The sequence below is a fragment of the Ruegeria sp. CJ3 genome (assembly GCF_056536725.1).
In genome coordinates this window covers 104,367-130,886 of the sequence record NZ_JBQFQE010000008.1, presented here as the reverse complement: position 1 = coordinate 130,886, position 26,520 = coordinate 104,367, and the positions used below count along the sequence as shown (strand labels likewise).

The window sequence follows — 26,520 nt, the reverse complement described above, 5'->3', positions numbered from 1 at the left end:
GCCACCGCTTTGCTGGACGTGCGGGCAGAATAGGATAGCCTGTTGCCGTAACCTTTCGGGGGCTGATCGTGCCGCATGTTCTCTTGCTGATTCTGCTCGTGGCGACACTAAGCGCCTGCGTTGATCGCAGGATATCCGAAACGGTGCCCGCAGCGCTGAACGTCGGCACGCCCGAGACGGTCTATGCCACCACCACCCGCGCGCGCGAGCCGGACGGCTCATACGGGTTTCGGCGCGCCGATGGTCTGCAATATCTGGAAATGACCGTGTCGATCCCACCGGATCACAAGCCGGGGACGCTGGATTTCTCTTATGCCAATCCTGATCCCGAAACGCAGTTCGTCATGGCCGGCGTTGATGAGTTGCAGGGCGCGCAGGATCTGCGGGGCAGATTGCGCGGGGCCGACGAGGTGTCGATCTTTGTCCATGGCTACAACACGACGCAATCGGAAACCGCGTTCCGGGCGGCGCAGCTAAGCCATGATATCGGAATTCCCGGCGCAACCATGGTCTATTCCTGGCCCAGCCGCGCAACGGGGTATGGCTATGCCTATGATCTGGACAGCATGCTGTTTGCCCGCGACGGGCTGGAACAGACGGTACGTGACCTGAAATCCATGGGCGTGCGCCGCGTGGTCCTCGTGGCGCATTCCATGGGCAGTGCCCTGACGATGGAGATGATGCGCCAGGCCGAGCTGCGCGAGCCCGGTTGGGCCAAACGCAATATCGAGGGCGTCATCCTGATCTCACCCGATCTGGATGTGGATCTGTTCCGGTCACAAATGGACAGTATCGGCAACCCGCCGGACCCGTTTGTGGTGATGGTCTCGCAAAAGGACAAACTACTGAACATCTCGGCCCGGCTGCGCGGCACTGCACATGGCGAGAGGCTGGGCAATATCAGTTCGTCTGACCAGCTGTCCGACTATAAAATCAACATCATAGATACGACCGCATTCAGCAGCGACGCGGAGTCCTCGCATTTCGTGGCCGCAACCTCTCCGGCATTGCTGGCGCTTATCAGCTCGGCCCGGCGGGTCAGCCGCACTTTTGGGCCCGAGCGGCGCGGGCTGGATGTCATTGTACCGCAGAACCTGCGCAGCGACACGGGCGCGACCGAGATCGTGCTGACCGAAACCGGTCAGGCGCAGGTGACGTCACCCTAGCTGCTCAGCGCACACGCCTGAGATAGACGTAGTAGGCCCCGTCGCCCCCGTGGCTGATATGGGCCGGTGTAACCTGCAGTACCGCCTGCGCCAGCGGCGGGATCGACAACCAATGCGGCACCTGATTGCGCAGCATACCGCGTGGCGTCGGGATCGGGCCGGGTTCATCACGATCCTTGCCCTTGCCGGTGACCACCAGCACCAGCCGTTTGCCCTGCGCCTGCGCGGTCAGGACAAAGCGGATCAACGCCGGATGGGCGGTCGCCATCCGCATTCCGTGCAGGTCCAGCTTGCCCTCGGGCTTCAGCTTGCCGCGCTTCATGCGACCGAAGGCTTTGGTGTCCATCTGCACTGGCGCGGCCCGCAGCCCCTCGGTCACCGAGGGTTTCAGACTGTGCCGTGCCGGTTTCGACGGCGCGATCTGGCCCAGGTCAAACGCATCAATCCGCGCCTTGGGTGTCTTGGTCGGCTTCGGCTTGGGCAGGGTGGTCGGGTGCACGGTCTGCGGCAGTTCGGGGTGCAATCGTTCGGCCTGTTTGGCGACCTTGCGCCACAGCTCGATCTCATCCGAGGTCAGTTTCCGCCGAGTCATCAGAACTCATCCGGCAGCAGAGCATAGGCCCGCTGGATCGGCAGCAGCAGCACCATGCGACCGGGGTCTTTCAAACGGCCTGCGGCCTGACCGGCGTCATCGCCGGTGCCAAAGAAGATATCGGCCCGCTGCGCGCCCTTGATCGCCGACCCGGTATCCTGCGCGATCATCAAGCGCCGCAAGGGGTTTTTGCCGTCCTTTTCAACCCAGACCGGCGCGCCCAGCGGCGTATAAGCCGGGTCAGCGGCAATGCTGCGCATGGTCGTGACCGAACGGTTCATCGCACCCAACGGACCAAACTCGGGCGCAACGCGCGTGACCTCGCGGAAGAACACATAAGAGGGGTTGTGAAACAGCAGCTCGGCCCCGGCCTCGGGGTTCTTGCGCACCCAGGCGCGGATCATTTGCGCGCTGACCTGATGAGCCCCCAGCGCGCCGCGCCGCACCAGTTCCGCACCAATTGATCGGTACGGGTGCCCATTCGCCCCGCCATAGCCAACCCGCAGCCCCGAGCCATCGGGCAGGCGTATCCGGCCAGAGCCCTGAATTTGCAAAAAGAACAGCTCGACCGGGTCATCGACCCATGCGATCTCAAGCCCCCGGCCCGACATCACGTCTCCGGTCAGCAGATCGCGACGGCTGAGCCATTGGTCCACGCCGCGCGCCTCGGGCGGCATTCGGTAGAGCGGATAGCGGTATTTGCCCGTAGGCGTTTTGGAGCCGTCCAGTTCGGGCTCGAAATAGCCGGTGAACAGGGCGTCGTCTCCGTCTTCCACCAGAACGGGGCGAAAGAACAATTCAAAGAAGGCGCGCGCGGCTTCGGGCTCATAGGTCTGCGCCACGCCGCACAGCGCCTGCCAGTCCGGGTCATCCAGATCGCCGCAGGTGTTCAGGAAAACCGAAAGGGCCGCCCCGTGATCATCGGCGGCCCAGCCATCAAGGTCATCGAATGACAGGATCGACCGTGTCGCCTCGGCGCTGGCCGAGGTGGTCATGAGGCCCACCAGAACAAGCGACCGAAGCGCGGCAATCATGCGTCCGTGGCAACAAGCAGCCAGTTCGGATCATCCGAGCCCATCACACGGGCAAAGGTCCAGCTGTCCTTTTGGCGTTTCACGGTGTTGGGGTTACCTTCGATGATGTCGCCACCACGATCGCGCACGACCGAGGTCAGCTCGCCCACGAAACGCATTGTGATCTCGGCCTGATTGCTGTCCTTGTCGAACCGCGCATCGGACAGCGTGGTCTCGCGTACGCCGATGAATTCGGCCTCGACCGTCAGGCCCTGATCCTCGCGCGCAGCGACGACCGAGACGAAGCTGTCGAACACCTCTTCCGACAGGAAGGGCTGGATCTCGTCCAGATTGCCCTTTTCAAAACCCATCACGATCAGCTCATAGGCCCCGCGCGCACCCTGCACGAACTCGCTGACGGAAAACCCGGGCTCGATCCGCTTCATCGCGGCCAGCGTCTGCGCCTGTTCGCTGTCTTCGGCCACGTGGTCGGTGATATCGTGATCCGGGCCGCCCTCGATCACCTCGAAATCGCGGCGCGCAGTATTGCTGTCGGGCTGCTGCAACGGGGGCTTCTCGAAACCTTCGCGCGTGCCCAGCACGCTTTTCAGGCGCAGGATCAGGAATATGGCAATGCCGGCCAGCACAAGAAGCTGGATCAGGGGTGAGTTCATTTCGTCCTCTTTTCAGAACCGGGGCTTTGTATACGGGGCCTCATGCCACTATGTAGGTGACAGTTCGGGCCAAGTCCACAGCCCGGCACATCCTGAAGGATAACGCAAATGTATCTGTTCTTGGCATTTTTGTTGGTCCCCATCATCGAAATCGCCCTGTTCATTCAGGTCGGCGGCCTGATCGGGCTGTGGCCGACCCTGGCCATCGTAGTGCTGACGGCGGTTCTGGGCACGGTTCTGGTGCGGACACAAGGTCGCATGGCGCTGGCCAATCTGCAGCGATCCTTTGCCCAGCTCGATGACCCGACCGAGCCGCTGGCGCACGGGGCGATGATCCTGCTGTCGGGCGTTTTGCTGCTGACACCGGGCTTTTTCACCGATGCCGTTGGTTTTGCGCTGCTTGTTCCGGGTATCCGTGTGGCGGTGTTCCGCTATCTGAAGTCCAAAGCCACGATTACGCAGTTTCAGATGGGCACCGGCGCGCAGTTCCGGTCAGGCCCCGATCCGTTTGCGCAGGACGATGTGATCGACGGCGAATTCACCGAGGTGCGGCCGCGGCAGCACCCGGATAAGCCCTCGAAATGGGTCGAAGGGCCGCACCGGCATTGAGGTGCCCCGCCCAACTTGCTAATCAGTGGCGAATTTCATTCTTGGAGTAGCTTCATGGCCGAAGAAAGCGCTGCGGAAAACACCGCCGCCCCGCAAACACCTCAGATCCAGATGCGCGTGCTGGGGCAGTTCATCCGCGATATGTCCTTTGAAAACGTGATGGCGCAGAAGGGCGTGTCGGGCGACGTACAGCCCGAGATTTCCGTGCAGGTCAATCTGGACGCGAAAAAGCGCGCCGCCGATCATCAGTTTGAGGTTTCCATCAAGCTGAACCTCAAATCCAAGGCCAAAGGCATGGAGGACGTTCTGTTCCTGTGCGAGATCGACTATTGCGGCCTGTTCCACGTGGAAGGCGTACCTGAGGATCAATTGCACCCGTTCCTGATGATCGAATGCCCGCGCATGTTGTTCCCCTTCCTGCGCCGCATCGTCAGCGACGTCACCCGCGACGGGGGCTATCCGCCGGTCAATCTGGACAACATCGATTTCGTGGCGCTCTATCGCAACGAACTGGCGCGCCGTCAGGCCGCACAGGCGCAAAAGACCGAAGCCTGATTGCTTACGACCCGCGCGTGATCGGAATCAGGCGCGGGTCCATAGGGCGTTTTCGCCCAGTTTTTCCACAAATTCCTGATGGGCCGCACGTTCGTCTTCGGTGATCCGGGACGGCAAAACGCTTGGCCGTGGGGATGGCCTCCATGCATCAGCACCGCCTGCTGCATTTGAACCCGAATTGGACAGGCCGAAATCGGGCTGGCGTCCGCCGATCAGTTCCAGATAGACCTCGGCCAGTATCTCGGAGTCGAGCAGAGCGCCGTGCAGCACCCGGTTCGAATTGTCGATCCCGAACCGGCGGCACAAAGCGTCCAGCGAGGCGGGCGAGCCGGGAAACCGCTTGCGCGCAATGGCCAGCGTATCAATCGCCTGATCCATCGGGATCAGTGACGCGCGCATCCACTTGAGCTCGGCATTCAGGAACCTCATATCGAACGACGCGTTGTGAATCACCAGCTTGGCGTCGCCGACAAAGTCCCGAAACCCCTGACCGACCTTGGCAAAGACCGGCTTGTCTTTCAGCGTCACTTCGCCCTTTTCCGGCGGGCGCGGGTTCTCCAACAGGTCGGGGCCGATCCCGTGCACGCCGAACGCCTCGTCCGGCATGCCGCGTTCGGGGTTGATATAGACGTGATAAGTCTCGCCAGTCGCCACGTGGTTCCACAGCTCGACCGCACCGATTTCAACAATCCGGTCGCCGCTTTCGGGATCAAAGCCCGTGGTTTCGGTATCCAGTACGATCTCACGCATCTGCCATCCCCGCCCGTATCTGCCTGACCACATCCTGCACCTGCGTGCGGGCATGGTCCAGAGTGTCCGTGACGATGACGAAATCCGACCGCACGCATTTTTCGTCATTCGGCATCTGCTTGGCGCGGATCTGGTCGAACTGCGCCTCGGTCATCGTGCCGCGCTCCATTACCCGGCGCTTTTGTTCCTCGGCAGGGATCGAAACGCAGGCGACTGCATCCATTGCGGCCTCTCCACCGGTCTCAAACAGCAATGGGATGTCAAAGACCAGAATGTCTGCATTAGCAGCATCCCGAAAGGCGGCCCGGTCAGCCGCGACCAACGGATGCACAATCGCCTCGATCCGTTTCAGCGCGGTCGGGTCCTGGGCGATGATCCGTTTCAGCGCGTCGCGGCTGACCGCTCCTTCGACAACGGCGTCGGGCAAATCAGCCCGCATCGGCGCAACCGCTGCGCCCCCCGCCGAATACAGCCGATGCACCGCCGCGTCCGCATCCCACACCGCGCAGCCTTCGTCCGCAAACAGCTGCGCCGTGGTGCTTTTGCCCATCCCGATCGAACCGGTCAGACCCAGAGCGAAACTCATGCCAGCACAGCCGCGCGGAGATCGTCATCCACCTGAGGCCGAACACCGAACCAGCGTTCAAATCCGGGCGCGGCCTGATGCAGCAACATACCCAGACCATCAACCGTGGTGCATCCGGCCTGCTCCGCCGTTTGCAGCAGGCGGGTTTTCAGCGGGGCATAGACCAGATCGGTGACCACCGCGCCGGGCTGCAGCCCGTCCAGAGGCACCCGCAGTTCGGGCTGGCCCTGCATCCCCAGCGAGGTTGTATTAACCACCAGTTCGGCGTTTTCGATCACGTTTCCGGCCTGTACCCAGTCGACCACGGTGATCCGCTGGCCGAATTCTTCTTTCAGATGATCCGCCCGCGTACGTGTGCGGTTCGTCAGCAGAATTTCGGGCACACCCGCCTCGGCCAAGGCCTGCAGAACCGCGCGCGCGGCACCCCCTGCGCCGAACACCACCGCCGGGCCATCGCCAGGAACCCAGTCCGGCGCGCCGCTGCGCAGGTTTTCGATGAACCCGTACCCGTCGGTGTTGTCGGCATGGATCGAGCCATCCTGCCGGAAAGTCAGCGTATTCGCCGCCCCGATGACCGAGGCGCGATCCGAGGCGTGATCGGCCAGACGCAGCGCGGCCTCTTTATGCGGAACCGTCACATTGGCCCCGACAAACCCCGCCTTGGGCAATGTCCGAAGAACCTGCTCAAGATCAGCCGGGGCCACATCCATCGGAACATAATGCCCGGCCAGCCCGTAGGTTTTCAGCCAATGCCCGTGCAGTTTCGGCGACCGGGAATGCGCTACCGGATGGCCGATCACCCCGGCCAGCGGAATAGAATGGTCCGTCATTGGTCGATCACCCCTTTCACGGCCAGAAAATTGAGCAGCTCCAGCAGAGGCATACCCAAGACGTTAAAATAGTCGCCGTCAATGGTGGCAAACAGGCGCACACCTTCTTCTTCCAGCTTATACGCACCAACCGCATGGCGAATGCTGTCCCAGTTGCGCGCCACATAAGCCTTCAGATACGCATCCGAACTGGCGCGCATCCGCAGACGCACCTGACCGACATGCCGCCAAAGGGGTTCCCCGTCGCGGTAAATCACCGCCGCCGACAACAGCATATGCCGCTTGCCCCGCATCGCCTTCAGCTGCGCCAGCGCATCTTCGGGGCTGATTGGCTTCGACAACAAGCGCCCGTCGAAATCCAGCACCTGATCACAACCCAGAACCATTGCACCGGGGTTCTTGTCACTGACCTTGCGCGCCTTCATTTCGGCCAGCGTATCCGCGATATCGCGCGGCGCAGCGCCTTCGGCCAGCAACGCCCGCTTGGCGGTCTCTTCATCCACGCGCGCCGTCTGCACGTCGAAGGGAACCCCCGCATTGCGCAGCAACTGCGCCCGGATGGACGAACCCGAGGCCAGAAGAATGGGGACAGTCATGTGGAAAACCCCCTGTGTAAATCGTTGAGCTGTCCTGAACGGTTTGTATGGTTTTCCGGTTGACACGCAAGCCCGGGATTTCGACCCCGATCTTCCCCGAGTCGTTCGAAATCCATCCCGTCGGGGTAAGGATAACTGGAACAGATGGAATAACCGGGATATCCCCGCCTGGTGCAAGAGTTATCCCCAGATCTCGCCCGGACTTTTTACACTAAGCATTTGAAATTTCTATATTATTCTTGTTCTCAACAGTATTTCTTCCAGTTTAGAAAAATCTATCCACTTGGGGAGAAGGCATGGATAAAAAAGTAATCCACTGATTTTGATCTCCCTACAAAACCATCATCCTTTTTCTTTTCTTATTTTTTTATTAGGGAGGGTCCCGAGCAATGCCCGGAGCCCCTGATGACCGATCTTCTTTTCACGATATACCCGTGGGTGAAGTCCCTGCACATCATGGCCGTGATCTCTTGGATGGCGGGTCTGTTCTATTTACCCAGATTATTCGTCTATCACGTCGAAAAGGCACAAGCCGTCGACGGGGCGGAACCGATTTTCTTTGAAATGGAAGAAAAGCTGCTGCGTGTGATCATGCGGCCTGCGATGATCGTGTCTTGGGTCTGTGGTCTGATCATGGTGTTCACCCCCGGCATTGTCGGCTGGGACTGGAGCTGGCCCTGGATCAAGGGTGCAGCAGTGATTGGTATGACATGGTTCCATCATTGGCTGATGGCCCGACGAAAAGACTTCGCAGAGGGCCGAAATAAGCTCACTGGGCGGCAGTACCGCATGATGAACGAGGTTCCGACCCTTTTGATGATTGCCATCGTTCTGGCGGTCGTTGTGAAGTTCTGAGCGTAGGTTTGACTCTGACTAAGTAAACGCCTACTTATCAGCTAACACGCCCGTCCGGGCGGCGTATCTTCCGTGCTGAAATTCCAATCCATGCCGCGATCCCAAGCGGTGAAGGTGTATATCATGACGACCGAGTCCCTGAATCTTGCCGATCTGAAAGCCAAAAGCCCCAAAGACCTGCTGGCCATGGCCGAAGAGCTTGAGATCGAAAATGCCTCGACCATGCGCAAGGGCGAGATGATGTTCCAGATTCTGCGTGAACGCGCAGATGAGGGCTGGACCGTTGGCGGCGATGGTGTGTTGGAAGTGCTGCAGGACGGCTTTGGCTTCCTGCGCTCGCCCGAGGCGAACTACCTTCCGGGTCCGGACGATATCTATGTCTCACCCGACATGATCCGCCAGCATTCGCTGCGCACCGGCGACACGGTCGAAGGTGAGATCAAGGCCCCGAACGAGAGCGAGCGCTATTTCGCTCTGACCAAGGTCACCAAGATCAATTTCGAGAACCCCGACAAGGCCAAGCACAAGATCCTGTTCGACAACCTCACGCCGCTGTACCCTGATGAGCGCCTGAAGATGGAGATCGAGGATCCGACCATCAAGGACAAATCGGCCCGTGTGATCGACCTTGTGTCGCCCATCGGTAAAGGCCAGCGGTCGCTGATTGTGGCCCCGCCACGGACCGGTAAAACCGTGATCCTGCAGAACATCGCGCATTCGATCGAAAAGAACCATCCCGAGTGTTATCTGATCGTCCTGCTGATCGATGAACGCCCTGAAGAGGTGACCGACATGCAGCGCTCGGTGAAGGGTGAGGTTGTCTCCTCGACCTTTGACGAACCGGCAACGCGCCACGTCGCCGTGTCTGAGATGGTGATCGAAAAAGCCAAGCGTTTGGTCGAACATAAACGAGATGTTGTTATTCTTCTCGACTCAATCACAAGACTTGGCAGAGCGTTTAACACCGTGGTCCCATCCTCGGGTAAAGTTCTGACCGGTGGTGTGGATGCGAACGCCCTGCAACGGCCCAAGCGGTTCTTTGGTGCGGCGCGGAATATCGAAGAGGGTGGCTCGCTGACCATCATCGCCACCGCGCTGATCGATACCGGCAGCCGGATGGACGAGGTCATCTTCGAAGAATTCAAGGGCACGGGTAACTCGGAGATTGTTCTGGATCGCAAGATCGCCGACAAGCGCGTGTTCCCGGCGATCGACATCCTCAAATCCGGCACCCGGAAAGAGGACCTGCTGGTCGACAAGGGCGATCTGGCCAAGACTTTCGTTCTGCGCCGCATCCTCAACCCGATGGGCACGACCGACGCCATCGAGTTCCTGTTGTCGAAACTGAAACAGACCAAGACAAATGGCGAGTTCTTTGATTCGATGAACACCTGACGCCGGTCCGGCACTGTCGCGGGGGCTATCCATGGATACGATATTCGCCCTGGCCAGCGCCCAGGGCAAAGCAGGCGTAGCAGTCATCCGTCTTTCTGGACCTGATGCGCACAAGTCAGCGAACGCGCTGGCCGGGGGCGGGTTGCCGTCGCGCGGGATGCATCTGCGGACGCTGCGCGGGCCGGACGGTGCGATTCTGGATGACGGGCTGGTTCTGACCTTCCAGGCGCCGGCCAGCTTCACCGGCGAAGACGTGGCCGAGTTTCAGATCCACGGGAGTACGGCCGCGGTCAACGCGGTGCTGCGGTGCTTGTCGGACCGTGACGATCTGCGTCTGGCCGAACCCGGAGAATTCACGCGGCGGGCGCTGGAAAACGGCAAGATGGACCTCGCTCAGGTCGAGGGGCTGGCCGATCTGATCGACGCGGAAACCGAGGCGCAGCGCAAACAGGCGCAAACCATCTTGTCCGGAGCGCTGGGTAAGCTGGCTGAGGGCTGGCGGCGTGATCTGATCCGGGCCGCCTCGTTGCTTGAGGCGGTGATCGACTTTGCCGATGAAGAGGTGCCGACCGATGTCACGCCCGAAGTTCGCAGCCTGATAGAGGTCGTGAAAGCAGACCTGACGCGCGAGGCTGAGGGGGTTCGGATTGCTGAACGTATCCGCTCGGGCTTTGAGGTGGCGATTGTGGGCCCTCCGAACGCGGGGAAGTCAACGCTGCTGAATGCGCTGGCTGGGCGCGAGGCGGCGATAACCTCGGAATATGCGGGCACCACGCGAGACGTGATCGAGGTGCGGATGGACCTTGCGGGCCTGCCGGTCACATTGCTGGATACTGCAGGGCTGCGTGAGACCGAAGACCATGTCGAAAACCTGGGTATCGAACTGGCCCGCAATCGGGCTGAGGCTGCTGATCTGCGGGTGTTTCTGACTGACGCGCCGGATGCACTGGGGATTCAGATGCGGGACGGGGATATTCACGTTCTTCCGAAATCTGACCTGCGAGAGGCTGCAGCAGAGGGTATTTCGGGGAAAACTGGACAGGGTATTGATCGATTGATCAACAATATATCGTATATATTAAGCCATCGAACTACCAGTCATGGTATCGCGACGCGGGAACGGCATCGGACCGCTATGCTACGGGCCAGTGACGCGTTAAAGGCTGCTCAGACGGTTCTGGAATCAGGGCCCGAGATGTATGATATAGCGGCTGAGGAACTGCGGACCGCGATCCGCGCGCTTGAATCTCTGGTGGGCAGAATAGATGTCGAAACCCTTCTGGATGAGATCTTTGCCAGCTTTTGTTTGGGTAAGTGAGGAGTGTTTCACGTGAAACATTCAGATTTCGATGTAGTCGTGATAGGGGCAGGCCATGCGGGGGCCGAGGCCGCCCACGCAGCTGCCCGCATGGGTGTCTCGACGGCGTTGGTGACCTTGTCTGAACGAGATATCGGGGTGATGTCCTGCAATCCCGCTATTGGCGGGCTGGGCAAGGGTCATTTGGTCCGAGAGATCGACGCGCTGGATGGTGTCATGGGGCGTGTTGCGGATCAGGCGGGAATTCAGTTCCGCCTTCTGAACCGAAGAAAAGGCCCGGCTGTCCAGGGCCCGCGCGCGCAGGCCGACCGCGCCTTGTATCAAGCTGCCATGCTGAAGGAGACGCAAGGCCAGCCCAACCTATCCGTCATTCCGGGTGAGGTCGTCGATTTCCGAATGGACGGCTCGCGGGTTGCGGGTGTTGTTCTGGCGGACGGATCCGAGATTGCTTCAAAGACGGTCATTCTGACTTCGGGTACGTTCCTGCGCGGCGTAATCCATATCGGTGATATATCAAGGCCCGGGGGTCGTATGGGCGACCGCCCGTCGGTGAGGCTTGCTGAACGTCTGGATGGTTTCGCGCTGCCCATGGCGCGGCTAAAGACCGGCACACCGCCGCGTCTGGATGGACGGACGATCGATTGGGATGCTCTTGAACGGCAAGACGGTGATCCCGAGCCGACGCTGTTCTCGGTCCTGTCGACGACCGTGACGGCGCCCCAAATCGCCTGTGGCATCACTCATACTAACACGCAAACCCACGAGATCATCGAGCGCAACCTATCTCGATCCGCTATGTATGGCGGGCATATCGACGGGGTCGGTCCCAGATATTGCCCCTCGATAGAGGATAAGATCGTGCGCTTCGCGGACAAGGAATCACATCAGATATTTCTGGAACCAGAGGGCGTCAATGACCACACTGTCTACCCGAACGGAATCTCGACCTCTTTGCCGGAGGACGTTCAGGTGGCGTATGTGCGCTCGATCAAAGGCCTTGAGCAGGCAGAGATCCTGCAGCCGGGTTATGCCATCGAATACGATTATGTCGATCCGCGTGTTCTGAGCGCCTCGCTGTCGCTCCCTGATGCGCCGGGCCTATATCTTGCGGGGCAGATCAATGGCACTACGGGATATGAGGAGGCCGCGGCGCAAGGTCTGGTCGCCGGGCTGAATGCGGCGCGTGAGGTTCAGGGGCACGATCCTGTGTTTTTTACGCGGTCGGACAGTTATATCGGCGTGATGATCGATGACTTAACCACCCGCGGGGTCGCGGAGCCTTATCGGATGTTCACCTCCCGCGCCGAGTTCCGCTTATCCCTTCGCGCCGACAACGCAGATCAACGCCTGACACCGAAGGGCATTGAATTGGGCTGTGTTGGTGCGTCCCGGCAAGAAGTCTTCGCGAAGAAGTCTGATAAGTTGCAGACCGTGAGCGCTCGACTCACCGCCCGAACCTACACGCCGAAAGAGGTCCGTGCAGCCGGGATCGCTGTCAATCAGGACGGAAACCGTCGGGATGGAATGGCGATATTGGCTTTTCCAGAAGTTGGGTTCGAGGATTTGATAACACTTGATCCCGAACTGGCGGCTACAGATCAGGATACCCGGCGTCAGGTTGAGCGTGACGCCCTTTACGCCAACTATATCGCGCGGCAGCAGCGTGATGTCGAAGCGATGAAACGTGACGAATCCCACATGATTCCAAGGGATTTTGACTATTTTGCGCTTGATGGTTTGTCGGCTGAGATGAAGCAAAAGCTGTCGAAGGCCAGGCCAGAGAATATTGCACAGGCCGGACGGGTCGAAGGGGTTACACCGGCGGCACTGACATTGGTGCTGGCAAAGCTGCGTCGGGATTTGAGGACGCGCAAAGCATGAGAGCTGCGAAGGGCGTGACGCCGGAGGATCTGGATGTTTCACGTGAAACATTTGAGCGGCTCAGAACATATGTGGATCTGGTTGGGCGCTGGAATCCGAAGATCAATCTGGTGTCGCGCAACAGTCTGGATACCATATGGGAGCGTCACATCCGGGATTCGTTACAGGTCTTCCGGTGTGCTGGACCGGCTGCAAATTGGGTCGATTTGGGCAGCGGCGGAGGGTTCCCGGGGCTCGTCTGCGCAATCATGGCGATTGAAGTGGCGCCTCAGATGCAATTCACGTTGGTAGAAAGCGACCAGCGCAAATCGGCCTTCCTGCGCACTGTCACGCGCGAATGCGATGCCAATTCCAAGGTCATATCACGACGGATCGAGGATATTGAACCGCTTGAAGCGGATATCCTGTCTGCCCGGGCGCTGGCGGACCTGAGAAAGCTATTGTCTTTTTGTGACAGGCATTTAAGCCCGACTGGCATCGCGCTGTTGCCGAAAGGCGCAAGCTGGAAAAAAGAACTGGACGACGCGCGCAAGGAATGGAAATTCGAGGCTGAGCCAATTACAAGTTTAACGGAACCCCAAGCCGTTATCCTGAAAGTCAAAGGAGTCACTCGTGGTTGATCTGTCTCGTCCTGCCGGGCCCCGGATTGTCGCGGTCGCCAATCAGAAAGGCGGGGTGGGAAAGACAACAACAGCAATCAATCTGGCGGCCGGGCTGGCCGAAGCTGGGTGCAAGGTGCTGGTGGTCGACCTTGATCCGCAAGGCAACGCGTCAACCGGGCTTGGTGTCGAGGATCGGGACTGGACGACATATGACCTTATTCTGGACGACGCGCCGCTTGAGGCTGTGGTTCAGGAAACCGAAATCAGCAATCTCTATGTGGTTCCGGCAACCGTTGATCTCAGCTCGGCAGATATCGAACTGATTTCAAACGAGAAGCGCAGCTATCTGCTGCACGACGCGTTGCGCCAGACGGCGATTGACGCCTTTGGTCTGGATTTCGTGCTGATCGACTGCCCGCCGTCGCTGAACCTGCTGACTGTCAACGCCATGGTCGCGGCGCATTCGGTGCTTGTACCGCTGCAGAGCGAATTCTTCGCGCTCGAAGGTCTGTCGCAGCTGATGCTGACGATCCGCGAGGTGCGTCAAACCGCAAATCCGGACCTCAGAATCGAAGGTGTTGTGTTGACCATGTATGACAACCGCAACAACTTGTCTCGTCAGGTCGAAAAGGATGCGCGTGACAATCTGGGTGAGATGGTATTTAAAACCAAGATACCCAGGAATGTGCGGGTGAGCGAGGCGCCGTCTTACGCGCTGCCCGTTCTGCAATATGATTCCGGGTCTCTGGGGGCGATGGCCTATCGGCACCTTGCCCGTGAGATCATGCATAAGAACAACAAAGCCGCCGCCTAAGCGGCGGTCAGGAGGGCAAATGAGCGTCAGGAAAAGCAAACCCCGTGGGTTGGGTCGCGGTTTGTCGGCGTTGATGGCCGACGTGACACCCGAGGCCGATGGCCGGATCGCATCGGAGCCGCGCCGCCCTGATCTGAAGGTTCCGATCGAAAAACTGCAGGCAAACCCAGATCAGCCCCGCCGCCGTTTTGCGCAGGAACAGTTGGATGAGCTTGCAGCCTCGGTCAAGGAAAAGGGAATCATTCAGCCCCTGATCGTGCGCAGCATCGCAGGTGGGCAGTATGAAATCGTCGCGGGCGAACGCCGCTGGCGCGCCGCCCAGATGGCGCAACTGCATGAAATTCCAGTGATTGTTCGTGAATTCGACGATACCGAGGTTCTTGAGGTCGCGATCATCGAAAACATTCAGCGTGCTGATCTGAACGCGGTGGAAGAGGCCGCCGGCTTCAAGCAACTGATGGACCGTTTCGGCCATACGCAGGAAAAACTGGCCGAGGCTTTGGGTAAGAGCCGCAGCCATATCGCCAATCTGCTGCGCCTGCTGTCGCTGCCGATGGATGTGCAAACCTTGGTGATTGAGGGCAAACTATCCGCTGGTCACGCGCGGGCTTTGATCACGGCGGAAAACCCTTCGGAGCTGGCGAAACAGGTGGTTCGGGACGGGCTTTCGGTGCGGGCGACCGAGGCTTTGGTCAAGAAACAGCAAGGCGGGTCTGACACACCAACACCACGGTCCAGAAATCTGAACGCCGGGAAAGATGCGGATACACGCGCGCTCGAGAAAGATCTCTCGGCAATTCTGGCGATGAAGGTGACCATCAATCACAAGGCGGGTTCAGAGACCGGGCAGGTCGTGCTCACCTATGAAAACCTCGATCAGCTGGATGATCTGTGCGCCAAGCTCAGCCGTTAGGCCGGGTCCAGATAAAGGTCATGACGCCGCCCAGCACGACGGCCTGAATGACCAGGACATGCGCCGGGACGGAAATCAGAACTGACAGGCCAAACACGGCGGCGATCGAAAGGGTGGCCGCCTTTTTTGCGGCAGGCCGGATCGCGCCCGAGCTTTGCCAGTCCAGGATCAACGGGCCAAAGGTCTTATGACTCAGCAGCCAGTGATGCAGGCGCGACGACGAGCGGGCAAAGAAGAACGCGGCCAGCAGCAGGAACGGGACGGTCGGAAGCAAGGGTAGGGCGATACCGATCACGGCAAGCGCGACGCAGAGCAAACCCAGACCGGCCCACAGATATTGCATCATTCCAGAATTTCCCGGATTACCGCGTTTAGCACCGCGCGTCCGTTGGGCGTCGCGCGCAGCCGGTTTTCACAGAGCTCGATCATCCCTAGATCGACCAGTGCAGCAAGCTTGTCCTGCGGAGGCGTGTGACCCGCCAATTCTCGGTATCTATCAATATTTAGACCTTCTGAGAGGCGAATACACATCATAAGGTGTTCAGATGCCTGATCCTGCTGGCTGAGTTCGATCCGATCACTCTCACCCAGACCTTGCGCCGCAGCCAACAGCCATTTCGTCGGCGACAGGTAGGTTTCCGTTGCAAGCTTGCGCCCGTTCAGAGTGATCCGACCATGTGCGCCGGGGCCGATGCCGACATAATCCCCATAGCGCCAATAGATCAGATTGTGTTGCGATTCCGCGCCGGGCCGTGCGTGGTTCGAGACCTCATAGGCGGGCAGGCCGTGCGCGTCGCAGATTTCCTGCGTGGCTAGATACATATCGGCGGCGTGATCATCTTCGGGCAGGCCACGCAGCTTGCCCACCGCATAGCGGTCGCCGAAGGCGGTGCCGTCTTCGATGGTCAGCTGGTACAGCGACAAGTGATCGACGGCCATTGACAAGGCCTCGGTCAGTTCGGCCTGCCAATCGGTCAGTGTCTGGTGTTGGCGGGCATAGATCAGGTCAAAGCTGACCCGATCGAAGCAGTGCCGCGCGATGTCAAAGGCGCCGCGGGCCTCGGCGACGGTATGGATGCGGCCCAGACGGCGCAGGTCGTCGTCGTTCAGGGCCTGTACGCCCATAGAAATCCGGTTCACACCCGCATCGCGATAGGCAGCAAACCGGCCAGCCTCGACCGAACCGGGATTGGCCTCAAGCGTGATTTCCATGTCATTGGCCGGGTGCCAGAGAGTGCGGGCTTCGTTGATCACAGCGGCAACGGTGTCGGGATCCATCAGGGACGGGGTGCCACCACCGAAGAAGATCGTGTTCAGGACCCGCCCGGGGGTTTCAGCCGCCGAGCGGCGCAGCTCGCTCAAATATGCACCAAGCCATTGTTTTTGATCGATATTTCGGGACACATGGCTGTTGAAGTCGCAATAGGGGCATTTGGCCTCGCAAAAGGGCCAATGCACGTACAGGCCAAAGCCCCCGTTGCGCCAATCATCCGCCAAAGCAGCCTTTCACGAACATCTCCACCGCACGGCCGCGATGGCTGATCTTGTTCTTTTCCCAGCGATCCATCTCGGCAAAGGTAATGTCGTGGCCGTCGGGGACAAACATCGGGTCGTAACCAAAGCCGCCTTCGCCCCGGATGGGCCAGACCAGGTGGCCGGGGGCGATGCCCTCGAACACTTCATCATGACCGTCAGGCCAGGCCAGCACCAGCGTGCTGCGGAACTGCGCGGTGCGGGGGTGGGGGGCGTTTTTCGCCTCCAACTCGGTATGCGCGCGGGTCATCGCCATCAGGAAATCGCGGCCATTGCCGGTTTCGGCCCAATCGGCGGTGTAGACGCCCGGCGCGCCATCCAGCGCATCGATGGTGATACCGGAATCGTCCGACAGGGCAGGCAGGCCGGTGGCCTTGGCTGCGGCATGGGCCTTGATCCGAGCATTGCCGACAAAGGTGTCTTCGGTTTCCTCGGGTTCGGGCAGGTTCATTTCGGTGGCACCAACGACCGTTACGCCAAAGGGCGCAAGGAGATGTTCCATCTCCTCAAGCTTGCCCTTGTTATGCGTGGCGACCAGCAGTCGGTCACCGTCGAATTTGCGGGTCATGCGGTGACGGCCTTTTGGGCGGCGGCCAGTTCGCCGACGCCTTTCTCGGCCAGATCCATCAGCTGATCCATCTGGGCGCGGCTGAAGACGGATCCTTCGGCGCTCATCTGCACTTCGATCAGCTTGCCAGAGCCGGTCATGATGAAGTTGCCATCGACCCCGGCCTCGCTGTCTTCGGGATAGTCCAAGTCCAGCACCGGCTGACCAGCATAGATGCCGCAGGAAACGGCGGCGACAGGATCAACCAGCGGATCGGAAATCACGTCACCTGCCTTCATCAACTTGTTCACCGCCAGACGCAGTGCCACCCAGCCACCGGTGATCGAGGCGCATCGGGTGCCACCATCAGCCTGAATCACATCGCAGTCGACGGTGATCTGACGTTCGCCCAAAGCAACCCGGTCCACACCTGCGCGCAGGGCACGGCCAATCAGGCGCTGGATTTCCACGGTGCGACCACCTTGTTTGCCCGATGCTGCCTCACGCCGCATCCGCGTGTTGGTCGCGCGGGGTAGCATTCCGTATTCCGCCGTGACCCAGCCCAGACCCGAGCCCTTGATGAAGGGCGGCACGCGATCCTCGATTGTGGCGGTGCACAGCACATGGGTGTCGCCCATCTTGATCAGGCAGGACCCTTCGGCATGTTTGGTGAAACCTGTTTCGATGGAAACAGCGCGCATTTCGTCTAGATTACGTCCTGAGGGTCGCATGGGCATTCCTTTATCTGTTGGCTTGGGGATACCGCCCCGCAGCGTTACGATGCAACCCCGATTGACCTTTCATTTGCCTGCTATTTAATGGCGATCCAGCAGGGGGCCGCTGATGAGTGAAGCGAGCAAAATTCTGAACGAGATGAACGACCGGTCGCGTGAGGTGTTCCGGTTGATTGTCGAAAGCTATCTGGACAGCGGTGAGCCGGTGGGCAGCCGCACCCTGACCCGCACCCTGTCGGAAAAGGTCAGCGCGGCGACCGTACGCAATGTGATGCAGGATCTTGAGTTTCTGGGCCTGCTCGACAGCCCGCATGTCAGCGCGGGGCGGATACCGACGCAGCAAGGGTTGCGCATGTTCGTGGACGGGTTGCTTGAGGTCGGCGATCTGGGCGTCGATGACCGGCAGAAGATTGACGAAACACTAGGCTCTAACGCAGGCGATGTGGGCGGGATGCTGGACCGGGTGGGATCGGCCTTGTCACACGTGACACAAGGTGCATCGCTGGTGCTGACGCCCAAACATGAGGCCGAGATCAAACATATCGAGTTCGTCTCGTTGGGTCATGACCGGGCTTTGGTGGTGTTGGTGTTCTCGGACGGGCATGTTGAAAACCGGCTATTCACGCCGCCGCCCGGACAGACGCCAAGTTCTATGCGCGAGGCGGCGAATTTCCTGAATGCGCTGATTGAGGGGCGGACCCTCAGCGAAGTGCGCAAGCAGATGCTGTCTCAGATCGATGCGCGCAAACAGGAAATTGATGTCCTGGCCCGCGAGATGGTCGAAAGCGGGATTGCCGCCTGGGACGGGGACGGCAGCGACTCGGCTCGTCTGATCGTACGGGGGCGGGCGAATCTGCTGGGTGATCCCGGTGAGGCCGAGGAACTGGACCGCATTCGCACCCTGTTTGACGATCTGGAACGCAAACGTGATATCGCTGAATTCCTTGAATTGACCGAGGACGGCGAGGGTGTGCGCATTTTTATCGGCTCTGAGAACAAACTTTTCTCACTTTCGGGTTCCTCTTTGGTGGTGTCTCCATATATGAACGCTGATCGTAAGATAATCGGTGCGGTCGGGGTCATCGGACCCACACGTCTGAATTATGGACGGATCGTGCCGATCGTGGATTATACGGCGCAACTGGTCGGCAAACTGATTTCCGACCGGAGCTAGAGGGTAAGAGATGGCAGAGCCCAAGAACGAAGAATTTCTGGACGATATCATGTCCGCCGAAGCGGAAGAACTGGCCGAGGAAATCGCTGAGATCAGCGAAGAGGCGCTGGAGCTGGATGAGCTGCGCGCTGAGCGGGACGATTACAAGGACCGTTTCATGCGTGCGCTGGCGGATGCTGAAAATGCGCGCAAGCGTGGAGACAAGGCGCGTCGGGATGCCGAGCAATATGGTGGGTCGAAACTGGCCCGTGATATGCTGCCGGTCTACGATAACATGAAACGCGCGCTTGAGGCGGCGACCGATGAGCAGAAAGAGGTTGCCGCCGGTCTGCTGGAGGGGGTCGAGCTGACCATGCGGGCGCTGAAGGATGTGTTCCAGAAACATGGGATCGAAGTGATCACGCCCGAAGTTGGCGATCGGTTCGATCCGAATGTGCATGAGGCGATGTTTGAGGCTCCGGTGCCGGGGACCCGGGCGGGGGATATCATTCAGGTCTCGGCGGAAGGATTCATGCTGCACGACAGGCTGTTGCGGCCGGCGCAGGTTGGGGTTTCTTCGACGCCTGCGAGTTGATTGGCCTCTGCGAGGCCAAGCCTCCGGCGGAAGTATTTTTGAACAGAAGAAGGGGCGGTCAGGATTTGGCCGCCTCTTTCAGTTTGTAGATCAGCTCGAGCGCTTCGCGCGGGGTGAGTTCGTCGGGCAGGATTTCGGCGAGCATGTCTGTAACGGGCGAGGCTTTGGGTGCGGGTGGTGGTGGCGGTGGTGCCGCTGAGAAGAGGGGCAGGTCGTCGATCAGCGCTTTTTGCTTGCGGCCTTCGCGTTCGGTTTTTTCGAGCTGGTCCAGCACGACCCGGGCGCGGTCGACCACCGAAGCAGGCAGGCCTGCGAGTTGCGCGACCTGTACACCGTATGAGCGGTCGGCGGCGCCTTTGTGGACCTCGTGCAGGAAGATGACCTCGCCCTCCCATTCCTTGACTGCGACGGTGGCGTTGTCGACACCGTCCAGATTGCCCGCCAGCGCGGTCAGTTCGTGATAATGCGTGGCAAACAGCGCGCGGCATTGGTTGGCGGCGTGCAGGTGTTCGAGCGTGGCCCAGGCAATGGACAGGCCGTCATAGGTGGCCGTGCCGCGTCCGATTTCGTCAAGTATCACCAAGGCGCGGTCGTCGGCCTGATTCAGGATGGCGGCGGTTTCAACCATCTCGACCATGAAGGTCGAGCGACCGCGGGCCAGATCGTCCGACGCGCCGACGCGGCTGAAGAGTTGGCTGACCACACCGATATGCGCCTGTTCGGCAGGAACGTAGCTGCCCATTTGGGCCAGCAGGGCGATCAGGGCGTTCTGGCGCAGGAAGGTGGATTTACCGGCCATGTTGGGGCCAGTCAGCAGCCAGATCGCAGCGCCATCTTCGGCGCTGAGATCGCAATCGTTGGCAATGAAGGCATCGCCGCTTTGCTGGCGCAGGGCGTGTTCGACGACCGGGTGACGACCGGCCTGAATGTCGAAGATGCGCGAAGCGTCCACCTGCGGGCGCGCCCAGTTTTCGCCGCGGGCCAGATCGGCCAGGGCGGTGGTCAGGTCGAGTTCGGCCAGCCCTCGGGCCGCTTGGTTCAGGTGGGCGGCGCGATCCAGAACTGCGTCCGAAAGCCTTTCATAGAGTCTTTTTTCGATCTCCAGCGCCAGATTGCCCGCGTTAAGGATGCGTGTTTCGATCTCGGAGAGTTCCACCGTGGTGAACCGCACCTGATTGGCGGTGGTCTGGCGGTGGATATAGGTTTCACTGAACGGCGGGTTCAGCATTTTCTCGGCATGGGTGGCCGTGGTTTCGATGAAATACCCCAGCACGTTGTTGTGCTTAATCTTCAGTGAGGTGATCCCGGTGTGTTCCGCGTATTTTTGTTGGAACCCGGCGATGACCGACCGGCCTTCATCGCGCAGGGTGCGGGCTTCGTCCAGTTCGCTGTCAAAGCCGGGGGCGATGAAGCCGCCGTCGCGGGCCAGCAGGGGGGGCTCGGCCACAAGGGCTTCGTCCAGCAGGGTCAGCAGATCGTCGAACCCCACAAGGTTCTGTACTGCGGTGGCCAGCAGAACCGGCAGGGTGTGGTTGGCGCACAGATCGGCAATCGCCGCCGCCTGCGCCAGCCCGTTGCGGATGGCGGCCAGATCGCGGGGGCCGCCGCGGTCCAGCGACAGGCGCGACAGGGCGCGGTCCAGATCGGGGGTCTTGCGCAACGCTTCTCGCAGATCCGAGGCGGTCAGGCTGTCCTCGGCGGCGAAGGTCACAGCATCCAGCCGGGCGTGGATCACGTCGAGCGTGCGTGAGGGGCTGGACAGACGCTGTTCCAGCAGCCGCGCGCCGCCCGGCGTCACGGTGCGGTCGACCACGGACAACAGCGACCCGGCGCGGCCACCCGACAGCGACCGGGTCAGTTCCAGGTTGCGGCGCGTGGCGGCGTCGATCTGGACGGTGCGGTCCTCGGATTCCTTGAGCGGGGTTTGCAGCAGGGGCAGCTTGCCCTTCTGGGTGATCTCAAGATAGTCGATCAGCGCGCCCATGGCTGAAACCTCGGCGCGGGTGAAACTGCCGAACGCATCCAGCGCGCCCACGTGAAACAGCCCGCAGATGCGCTTTTCCGCTGCAGTGCTGTCGAAACTGGCGCGCCCGATGGGGGTCAGAGATATGCCCAGATCGCGGGCGGGTTCGTGCAGCGCGGGCTCGGTCCCGTCGGCCACGATCAGTTCCGACGGGGCCAGCCGCGCCAGTTCTGGGCTGAGCCGCGCACCGGTCAGCGGCATCACGTGAAACGCGCCGGTCGAGATATCGGCCCAGGCCAACGCTGCCTCGTCCCGGACCGCGCTGTAGGCGGCCAGAAAGTTGTGGCGGCGGGCCTCAAGCAGCGCGTCCTCGGTCAGCGTGCCGGGGGTCACCAGACGCACGACATCGCGACGAACCACCGATTTAGAGCCTCTTTTCTTTGCCTCGGCGGGGCTTTCCATCTGTTCGCAGACGGCGACGCGAAAGCCCTTGCGGATCAGCGTCAGCAGATAGCCCTCGGCGGAATGTACCGGCACGCCGCACATCGGGATATCCGTGCCCTCGTGCTTGCCGCGTTTGGTCAGGGCGATGTCCAGCGCCTCGGCGGCGTTGACGGCATCGTCAAAGAACATCTCGTAGAAATCGCCCATGCGGTAGAACAGCAGCGCGTCGGCATGGGCCGCTTTGATTTCCAGATATTGTGCCATCATGGGCGTGACACCACCGGATGCCGACTTGTTCATGTGCCGCCTTACCCAAATTACCGGCCATCGCCGAGCGCGCCCTTACCTGCCCGCCATCCCGACAATCCCGATCCGTTTCACCATGGGATCAGATCGCTGATCCTGCCACCCCGTCGTCGGGATGCCTCTGGTTGTTCTTGCCGGAGCGGATGGCATCTTGCAAGCGGCAGAACCGCCCGGGACGGGGGTTATCGGTCAGGGGGCCCGTGTCCCGGAAATGCGCCGCGCCGCGGACCTTGCGGGCCGGCGGCGCGGAACATGGGGCATATTGATCGCTGATCCAAGCGGGGGCGTGATCAGGATCCGGCTGCAAATGGTGCGTCGCTGCCCCACAATTGACGGACACGGTCGTCGCGGCCGCAGGCCTTGCGATAGGCCTTATAGGCGTTCTTCTGGCGTTTGGGTCCGAAGCGGGTGAAGACCAGCTTGTCGCCCTTGTAGTAATCCTGGTGATACGCTTCGGCGGGATAGAAGGTACCAGCCTGCAGGATCGGGGTAACAACGGTCTGACCCAGCGCCGCCTGTGCCTCGGACTTGGCCCGCTGGGCAAGCGCTTTTTCCCCTGAGTTAGAGACGAATATGGCGGTGCGGTAGCTGTTTCCGCGATCGCAGAACTGACCACCCGCATCGGTAGGGTCAACCGAGCGGAAGAACATATTCAGCAGCGTCTGGCGCGAGACGCGGGTGGGGTCAAAGGTGATCCGGACGGCCTCGTAATGGCCGGTTCCGCCCTTGGACACCTGATCATAGGTCGGATTGGCCGCCTTGCCGCCGGTAAAGCCCGACACCGCGCCGATCACGCCGGGGACGGATTCAAAATCGGATTCCACGCACCAGAAACAGCCGCCCGCAACGGTCAGCGTCTCGGTTCCTGCCGCGGGGGCGGGCAGGGCGCGCAGCATCGCGGCCAACAGGATCAGCACGAACAGCGCTGTGGGTTTCAGGTAGCCAAGGTAAACGGTCCGGGTCATGGCAGGTCTCCTTCTGAGATAAGGCTGCCCTTAGTTTTGCCCGCTTGCAATGTGCTGACATCGTTTGTCACGGGCTGGTGAGACGAGTTTATCCGTGATCGCCCGTTACCCCAGCAGCTGCCCCAGCTTCATCGCCACGCCCATATTGCCCGAGATTTTCAGCTTGCCCAGCGCCACCCCGGTCATCGGATTCAGCTTGCCGGTCAACAGCTTGGTCAGGTTCTCGCGCGAGATGCGGATGGTGCAGTCGGTGTCGCGGTCATGGGTCGTGGCGGTGTTATCGGCCAGCACGATCACGCCGTCATCGCCGCAATCGAATTTGAGCGAGCCGTCAAAGTTTTTACCGTTCAGGCCTTTCTGAATCCCGTCGGCGATATCCTGCAGCATGATCCTCTCCCTTCTGATCAGGCCCATGCGTAAAGACATCTGAGTGTTGCGGGCAAGCCTGACCCAACGGGAACAGTTAGAAATAGGCAATCGTGTCGATAGCAGAATCGGTCAAAACGACATCGAATATTTTGTATGTGTCCAATATAGCCTCCCAACAAGTTGTTATGACACATAGAAAAAGACTCGACATTCAGTCAACAAGTCGGAATCATATAGGGGCACCCATTGGAGTGGGTGCCCCATGACTGCCGCAAACGGGCATTCAGTCTAGTGAAGACACTGCGATTCTCACTGAATTCGCGAGTCCCGTCAAGCATGTTGCGGCGTCCTTGCAGGTTCCGGCACTTCCGCCGGGATCGCGAAAACGTAGTGGAGAAGCAACAATGTATTTTGTTCTTTACAAAGATTCCGCTGGGTATTGGCGCTGGACGCTAAAAGCGTCCAACCACGAGCCCATCGCTGTTTCGTCCGAGAGTTATGTGCGCAAGGCAGATGCTGAGCACGGCATAAACCTAACGAAATCAGCCTACAACGCGCCTGTTCACGAGCGGCAGGCAGCATAAAAAGGGGTGGGCAGCAAGCGCTGCCCGCCTTGTCAGCTCAGCCGTTTGTCGCGGGCGGCCAGCAGTTTCAGACGCAGCGCATTTAGCTGGATGAAACCGGCAGCATCTTTCTGATCATAGGCCCCGGCATCGTCCTCGAAGGTCACGTGGGCCTCGGAATACAGCGAATGATCGGACCAGCGCCCGACGGTCGATGCCAGACCTTTATAGAGTTTCACCCGGACGGTGCCGGTTACATGCTCTTGCGACTTGTCGATGGCGGCCTGCAGCATCTCGCGTTCAGGCGAATACCAGAAACCGTTATAAATCAGCTCGGCATATTGCGGCATCAGCTGGTCCTTCAGGTGCATTGCACCGCGGTCCATGGTGATGGATTCGATGGCGCGATGTGCTTCCAGCAGGATGGTGCCGCCGGGGGTTTCATAGATGCCGCGGGATTTCATGCCCACGAACCGGCCCTCGACCAGATCCAGCCGCCCGACGCCGTGGCGACCGCCATATTCGTTCAGACGGGTCAGCAGGGTGGCGGGGCTGAGTGCTTCGCCATTGATGCTGACGGCGTCGCCCTTCTCAAAGCCGATTTCGATGAATTCCGGCGTGTCCGGGGCATCTTCGGGGTGGACGGTGCGCTGATAGACATAATCAGGCGCCATATCAGCGGGGTCTTCCAGAACCTTGCCCTCGGACGAGGTGTGCAGCAGGTTGGCATCGACCGAGAACGGAGCCTCGCCGCGTTTGTCCTTGGCAATCGGGATCTGATGCGCTTCGGCCCATTCGATCAGGCGGGTCCGGCTGGTCAGATCCCATTCGCGCCAAGGCGCGATCACCTTGATATCGGGTTCCAGCGCATAGGCGGCCAGTTCGAACCGGACCTGATCATTGCCCTTGCCGGTCGCGCCATGCGCCACCGCATCGGCACCGGTGGCGTGGGCGATATCGACCAGATGTTTCGAAATCAGTGGCCGCGCGATCGAGGTGCCCAGCAGGTACAGCCCCTCATACAGCGCATTGGCGCGGAACATCGGGAAGACGAAGTCGCGGACGAACTCTTCGCGGATGTCCTCGATATAGATGTTCTCGGGCTTGATACCCAGCATCTCGGCCTTTTCGCGCGCCGGTTCCAGTTCCTCGCCCTGACCCAGATCGGCCGTAAAGGTGATGACCTCACAGCCGTATTCGCTTTGCAGCCATTTCAGGATGATCGAGGTATCGAGGCCACCGGAATAGGCCAGAACAACTTTCTTGGGCGCGGACATCTGACTTCCTTTATGCGTAGAACGCTAGGCCCCTAGCGGGTTTTGGCCTTGGGGGCAAGTTATCAGCGTTGACCCGGCCTGCGAATTGGGATGAAACGGTGGGATAGAGAACACGGACCGATTGAAAAGGGCAGATTTCAGATGCTTGGCTGGAAAATTTTTGCGCATTCCCTGCGGATGGTATTTGGGAACATCACGCAGGTTCTGCAGATTACGGTAGGCCCGGCATTGATCGCCACGCTGGTCATCGTCGGGCTGTTTCTGGCGCTGGGCCTGCCCATGGATGTCTTCACCAGCGATACAAGCGATCTGCCTGCGAATTTGTCGCCGGGTACGGTCATCATCTTCATCCTGTCGATGGTTGTGGTCATGTCGGTCGTCATGTTCTGGATCGCGGTGTCCTGGCACCGGTTCATCCTGCTCGAGGAATATCCCCGGGGTATCGTCCCGCCCTTCCGCACTGACCGTATTCTTGCCTATCTGGGTCGCGCGCTGTTGCTGGTTTTGCTGGCGATGGTGGGCTATATCCCCATCGCGGTGATTTTTGCGGTGTTGGGTCAGGCACTTGCGATCGTGTCCGTCGTTGTGTCGCTGGTCTATGGCATCTTTCTGGCGATCAGCCTGTACCGCCTGTCGATCATCCTGCCCGCTGCCGCAATCGGACATCCTATTACCCTGGGTGAGGCATGGAGCAAGACGGAAGGAACCGCCAGCACCATCGTCGTTCTGGTGATCGTGGCCATGTTGTTTCAGCTTTTGGTGCAGCTTGGCTTTACCATGCTGGCTGCTGTCCCGGTTCTGGGCGTCCTGCTGTCGGTGTTCTTCGGAACGCTGATCCTGCCGATGATCAATGTCAGCATCCTGACGACCATGTACGGGATCTTCATCGAAAAGCGCGAACTGGGCTGAGGCCGCGCATATA

The 26,520-nt window shown here is 60.1% G+C and carries 29 protein-coding genes; 14 read left to right on the top strand and 15 right to left on the bottom strand.

Annotation, left to right across the window (positions count from 1 at the left end; genetic code table 11):
* Positions 1-68 precede the first annotated feature (68 nt).
* Positions 69-1,166 carry an alpha/beta hydrolase gene (locus tag ACR0J1_RS15150; RefSeq protein WP_480733802.1) on the top strand — a complete coding sequence of 366 codons (1,098 nt, stop codon included), beginning with the start codon at positions 69-71 and terminating at the stop codon, positions 1,164-1,166.
* A 4-nt stretch (positions 1,167-1,170) separates the two neighbouring features.
* Here ACR0J1_RS15150 and ACR0J1_RS15145 read toward each other — a convergent pair whose 3' ends face one another.
* Genes ACR0J1_RS15145 through ACR0J1_RS15135 form a run of 3 tightly spaced genes read right to left on the bottom strand, consistent with a single transcriptional unit; the run spans position 1,171 to position 3,445 of the window.
* Complete coding sequence (locus ACR0J1_RS15145) at positions 1,171-1,758, bottom strand: Smr/MutS family protein (protein ID WP_480733801.1); 588 nt, start codon at positions 1,756-1,758, stop codon at positions 1,171-1,173.
* Complete coding sequence (mltA, locus tag ACR0J1_RS15140; protein WP_480733800.1) at positions 1,758-2,792, bottom strand: murein transglycosylase A; 1,035 nt, start codon at positions 2,790-2,792, stop codon at positions 1,758-1,760. The genes ACR0J1_RS15145 and mltA overlap by 1 nt, the downstream gene beginning before the upstream one ends.
* Positions 2,789-3,445, bottom strand: a complete 657-nt coding sequence (locus ACR0J1_RS15135; protein ID WP_480733799.1) for a Tim44/TimA family putative adaptor protein — start codon at positions 3,443-3,445, stop codon at positions 2,789-2,791. Before ACR0J1_RS15135 ends, mltA begins: the two co-directional genes overlap by 4 nt.
* 108 nt (positions 3,446-3,553) lie before the next feature.
* Here ACR0J1_RS15135 and ACR0J1_RS15130 point away from each other — a divergent pair, with 108 nt between their 5' ends.
* On the top strand, positions 3,554-4,054 hold the full coding sequence (locus ACR0J1_RS15130; protein WP_480733798.1) for an FxsA family protein: 501 nt from the start codon (positions 3,554-3,556) through the stop codon (positions 4,052-4,054).
* A 54-nt stretch (positions 4,055-4,108) separates the two neighbouring features.
* Positions 4,109-4,609: a protein-export chaperone SecB gene (gene secB / locus ACR0J1_RS15125; RefSeq protein ID WP_480733797.1), complete on the top strand. Its 501-nt coding sequence runs from the start codon at positions 4,109-4,111 to the stop codon at positions 4,607-4,609.
* 27 nt (positions 4,610-4,636) lie between these two features.
* On the opposite strand, the gene dnaQ is transcribed toward secB, so the two are convergent.
* The 4 genes from dnaQ to ACR0J1_RS15105 are packed head-to-tail and all read right to left on the bottom strand — an operon-like array spanning position 4,637 to position 7,371.
* Positions 4,637-5,359: a DNA polymerase III subunit epsilon gene (dnaQ, locus tag ACR0J1_RS15120; protein WP_480733796.1), complete on the bottom strand. Its 723-nt coding sequence runs from the start codon at positions 5,357-5,359 to the stop codon at positions 4,637-4,639.
* Positions 5,352-5,945, bottom strand: coding sequence for a dephospho-CoA kinase (coaE, locus tag ACR0J1_RS15115; protein WP_480733795.1), 594 nt, complete (start codon positions 5,943-5,945; stop codon positions 5,352-5,354). Before coaE ends, dnaQ begins: the two co-directional genes overlap by 8 nt.
* On the bottom strand, positions 5,942-6,775 hold the full coding sequence (locus ACR0J1_RS15110) for a shikimate dehydrogenase (RefSeq protein WP_480733794.1): 834 nt from the start codon (positions 6,773-6,775) through the stop codon (positions 5,942-5,944). The genes coaE and ACR0J1_RS15110 overlap by 4 nt, the downstream gene beginning before the upstream one ends.
* Complete coding sequence (locus tag ACR0J1_RS15105) at positions 6,772-7,371, bottom strand: Maf family protein (RefSeq protein WP_480733793.1); 600 nt, start codon at positions 7,369-7,371, stop codon at positions 6,772-6,774. Before ACR0J1_RS15105 ends, ACR0J1_RS15110 begins: the two co-directional genes overlap by 4 nt.
* A gap of 405 nt (positions 7,372-7,776) precedes the next feature.
* Here ACR0J1_RS15105 and ACR0J1_RS15100 point away from each other — a divergent pair, with 405 nt between their 5' ends.
* The 7 genes from ACR0J1_RS15100 (at position 7,777) to ACR0J1_RS15070 (ending at position 15,149) form a co-directional block, all read left to right on the top strand.
* Positions 7,777-8,226, top strand: coding sequence for a CopD family protein (locus ACR0J1_RS15100; protein WP_480533756.1), 450 nt, complete (start codon positions 7,777-7,779; stop codon positions 8,224-8,226).
* 123 nt (positions 8,227-8,349) lie between these two features.
* Positions 8,350-9,621, top strand: coding sequence for a transcription termination factor Rho (gene rho, locus ACR0J1_RS15095; protein ID WP_480533754.1), 1,272 nt, complete (start codon positions 8,350-8,352; stop codon positions 9,619-9,621).
* Between the two features lie 31 nt (positions 9,622-9,652).
* Positions 9,653-10,939: a tRNA uridine-5-carboxymethylaminomethyl(34) synthesis GTPase MnmE gene (mnmE, locus tag ACR0J1_RS15090; protein ID WP_480733792.1), complete on the top strand. Its 1,287-nt coding sequence runs from the start codon at positions 9,653-9,655 to the stop codon at positions 10,937-10,939.
* A 12-nt stretch (positions 10,940-10,951) separates the two neighbouring features.
* Positions 10,952-12,820 (top strand): tRNA uridine-5-carboxymethylaminomethyl(34) synthesis enzyme MnmG, encoded by a 1,869-nt coding sequence (gene mnmG, locus ACR0J1_RS15085; protein ID WP_480733791.1) that lies wholly within the window; start codon positions 10,952-10,954, stop codon positions 12,818-12,820.
* Entirely contained in the window at positions 12,817-13,440 is a 624-nt protein-coding gene (gene rsmG / locus ACR0J1_RS15080) for a 16S rRNA (guanine(527)-N(7))-methyltransferase RsmG (protein ID WP_480733790.1), read from the top strand. Before mnmG ends, rsmG begins: the two co-directional genes overlap by 4 nt.
* Entirely contained in the window at positions 13,433-14,236 is an 804-nt protein-coding gene (locus ACR0J1_RS15075) for a ParA family protein (protein ID WP_480733789.1), read from the top strand. Before rsmG ends, ACR0J1_RS15075 begins: the two co-directional genes overlap by 8 nt.
* Before the next feature lie 19 nt (positions 14,237-14,255).
* Positions 14,256-15,149 (top strand): ParB/RepB/Spo0J family partition protein, encoded by an 894-nt coding sequence (locus tag ACR0J1_RS15070; RefSeq protein ID WP_480733788.1) that lies wholly within the window; start codon positions 14,256-14,258, stop codon positions 15,147-15,149.
* Here ACR0J1_RS15070 and ACR0J1_RS15065 read toward each other — a convergent pair.
* Genes ACR0J1_RS15065 through rph form a run of 4 tightly spaced genes read right to left on the bottom strand, consistent with a single transcriptional unit; the run spans position 15,139 to position 17,960 of the window.
* On the bottom strand, positions 15,139-15,492 hold the full coding sequence (locus tag ACR0J1_RS15065; protein ID WP_480733843.1) for a YbaN family protein: 354 nt from the start codon (positions 15,490-15,492) through the stop codon (positions 15,139-15,141). The two genes, ACR0J1_RS15070 and ACR0J1_RS15065, sit on opposite strands and share 11 nt — an antisense overlap.
* Entirely contained in the window at positions 15,492-16,646 is a 1,155-nt protein-coding gene (hemW, locus tag ACR0J1_RS15060) for a radical SAM family heme chaperone HemW (protein WP_480733787.1), read from the bottom strand. Before hemW ends, ACR0J1_RS15065 begins: the two co-directional genes overlap by 1 nt.
* Positions 16,636-17,250 (bottom strand): RdgB/HAM1 family non-canonical purine NTP pyrophosphatase, encoded by a 615-nt coding sequence (gene rdgB, locus ACR0J1_RS15055; RefSeq protein WP_480733786.1) that lies wholly within the window; start codon positions 17,248-17,250, stop codon positions 16,636-16,638. The genes hemW and rdgB overlap by 11 nt, the downstream gene beginning before the upstream one ends.
* Positions 17,247-17,960, bottom strand: coding sequence for a ribonuclease PH (gene rph / locus ACR0J1_RS15050; protein WP_480733785.1), 714 nt, complete (start codon positions 17,958-17,960; stop codon positions 17,247-17,249). Before rph ends, rdgB begins: the two co-directional genes overlap by 4 nt.
* A 112-nt stretch (positions 17,961-18,072) precedes the next feature.
* On the opposite strand from rph, the gene hrcA reads away from it, so the two are divergent.
* Complete coding sequence (gene hrcA, locus ACR0J1_RS15045; RefSeq protein ID WP_480733784.1) at positions 18,073-19,137, top strand: heat-inducible transcriptional repressor HrcA; 1,065 nt, start codon at positions 18,073-18,075, stop codon at positions 19,135-19,137.
* A gap of 10 nt (positions 19,138-19,147) precedes the next feature.
* Positions 19,148-19,711: a nucleotide exchange factor GrpE gene (locus tag ACR0J1_RS15040; protein ID WP_480733783.1), complete on the top strand. Its 564-nt coding sequence runs from the start codon at positions 19,148-19,150 to the stop codon at positions 19,709-19,711.
* A 58-nt stretch (positions 19,712-19,769) separates the two neighbouring features.
* Here the strand turns inward: ACR0J1_RS15040 and mutS are convergent, their stop codons facing one another.
* From mutS to ACR0J1_RS15025, 3 genes are all read right to left on the bottom strand, one after another.
* Positions 19,770-22,385 (bottom strand): DNA mismatch repair protein MutS, encoded by a 2,616-nt coding sequence (mutS, locus tag ACR0J1_RS15035; RefSeq protein WP_480733842.1) that lies wholly within the window; start codon positions 22,383-22,385, stop codon positions 19,770-19,772.
* Between the two features lie 329 nt (positions 22,386-22,714).
* Positions 22,715-23,389 carry a peptide-methionine (S)-S-oxide reductase MsrA gene (gene msrA, locus ACR0J1_RS15030; RefSeq protein ID WP_480733781.1) on the bottom strand — a complete coding sequence of 225 codons (675 nt, stop codon included), beginning with the start codon at positions 23,387-23,389 and terminating at the stop codon, positions 22,715-22,717.
* A gap of 105 nt (positions 23,390-23,494) precedes the next feature.
* On the bottom strand, positions 23,495-23,776 hold the full coding sequence (locus ACR0J1_RS15025; RefSeq protein WP_480733780.1) for an SCP2 sterol-binding domain-containing protein: 282 nt from the start codon (positions 23,774-23,776) through the stop codon (positions 23,495-23,497).
* Between the two features lie 386 nt (positions 23,777-24,162).
* Between ACR0J1_RS15025 and ACR0J1_RS15020 the strand changes: the two genes are divergently transcribed.
* Positions 24,163-24,342: a YegP family protein gene (locus ACR0J1_RS15020; protein ID WP_480733779.1), complete on the top strand. Its 180-nt coding sequence runs from the start codon at positions 24,163-24,165 to the stop codon at positions 24,340-24,342.
* 32 nt (positions 24,343-24,374) lie between these two features.
* Here ACR0J1_RS15020 and ACR0J1_RS15015 read toward each other — a convergent pair whose 3' ends face one another.
* A complete protein-coding gene (locus ACR0J1_RS15015) occupies positions 24,375-25,598 on the bottom strand; it encodes an argininosuccinate synthase (protein ID WP_480733778.1) in 1,224 nt (407 codons plus the stop codon).
* A gap of 141 nt (positions 25,599-25,739) precedes the next feature.
* Between ACR0J1_RS15015 and ACR0J1_RS15010 the strand changes: the two genes are divergently transcribed.
* Positions 25,740-26,507: a hypothetical protein gene (locus tag ACR0J1_RS15010; RefSeq protein WP_480733777.1), complete on the top strand. Its 768-nt coding sequence runs from the start codon at positions 25,740-25,742 to the stop codon at positions 26,505-26,507.
* Positions 26,508-26,520 lie beyond the last annotated feature (13 nt).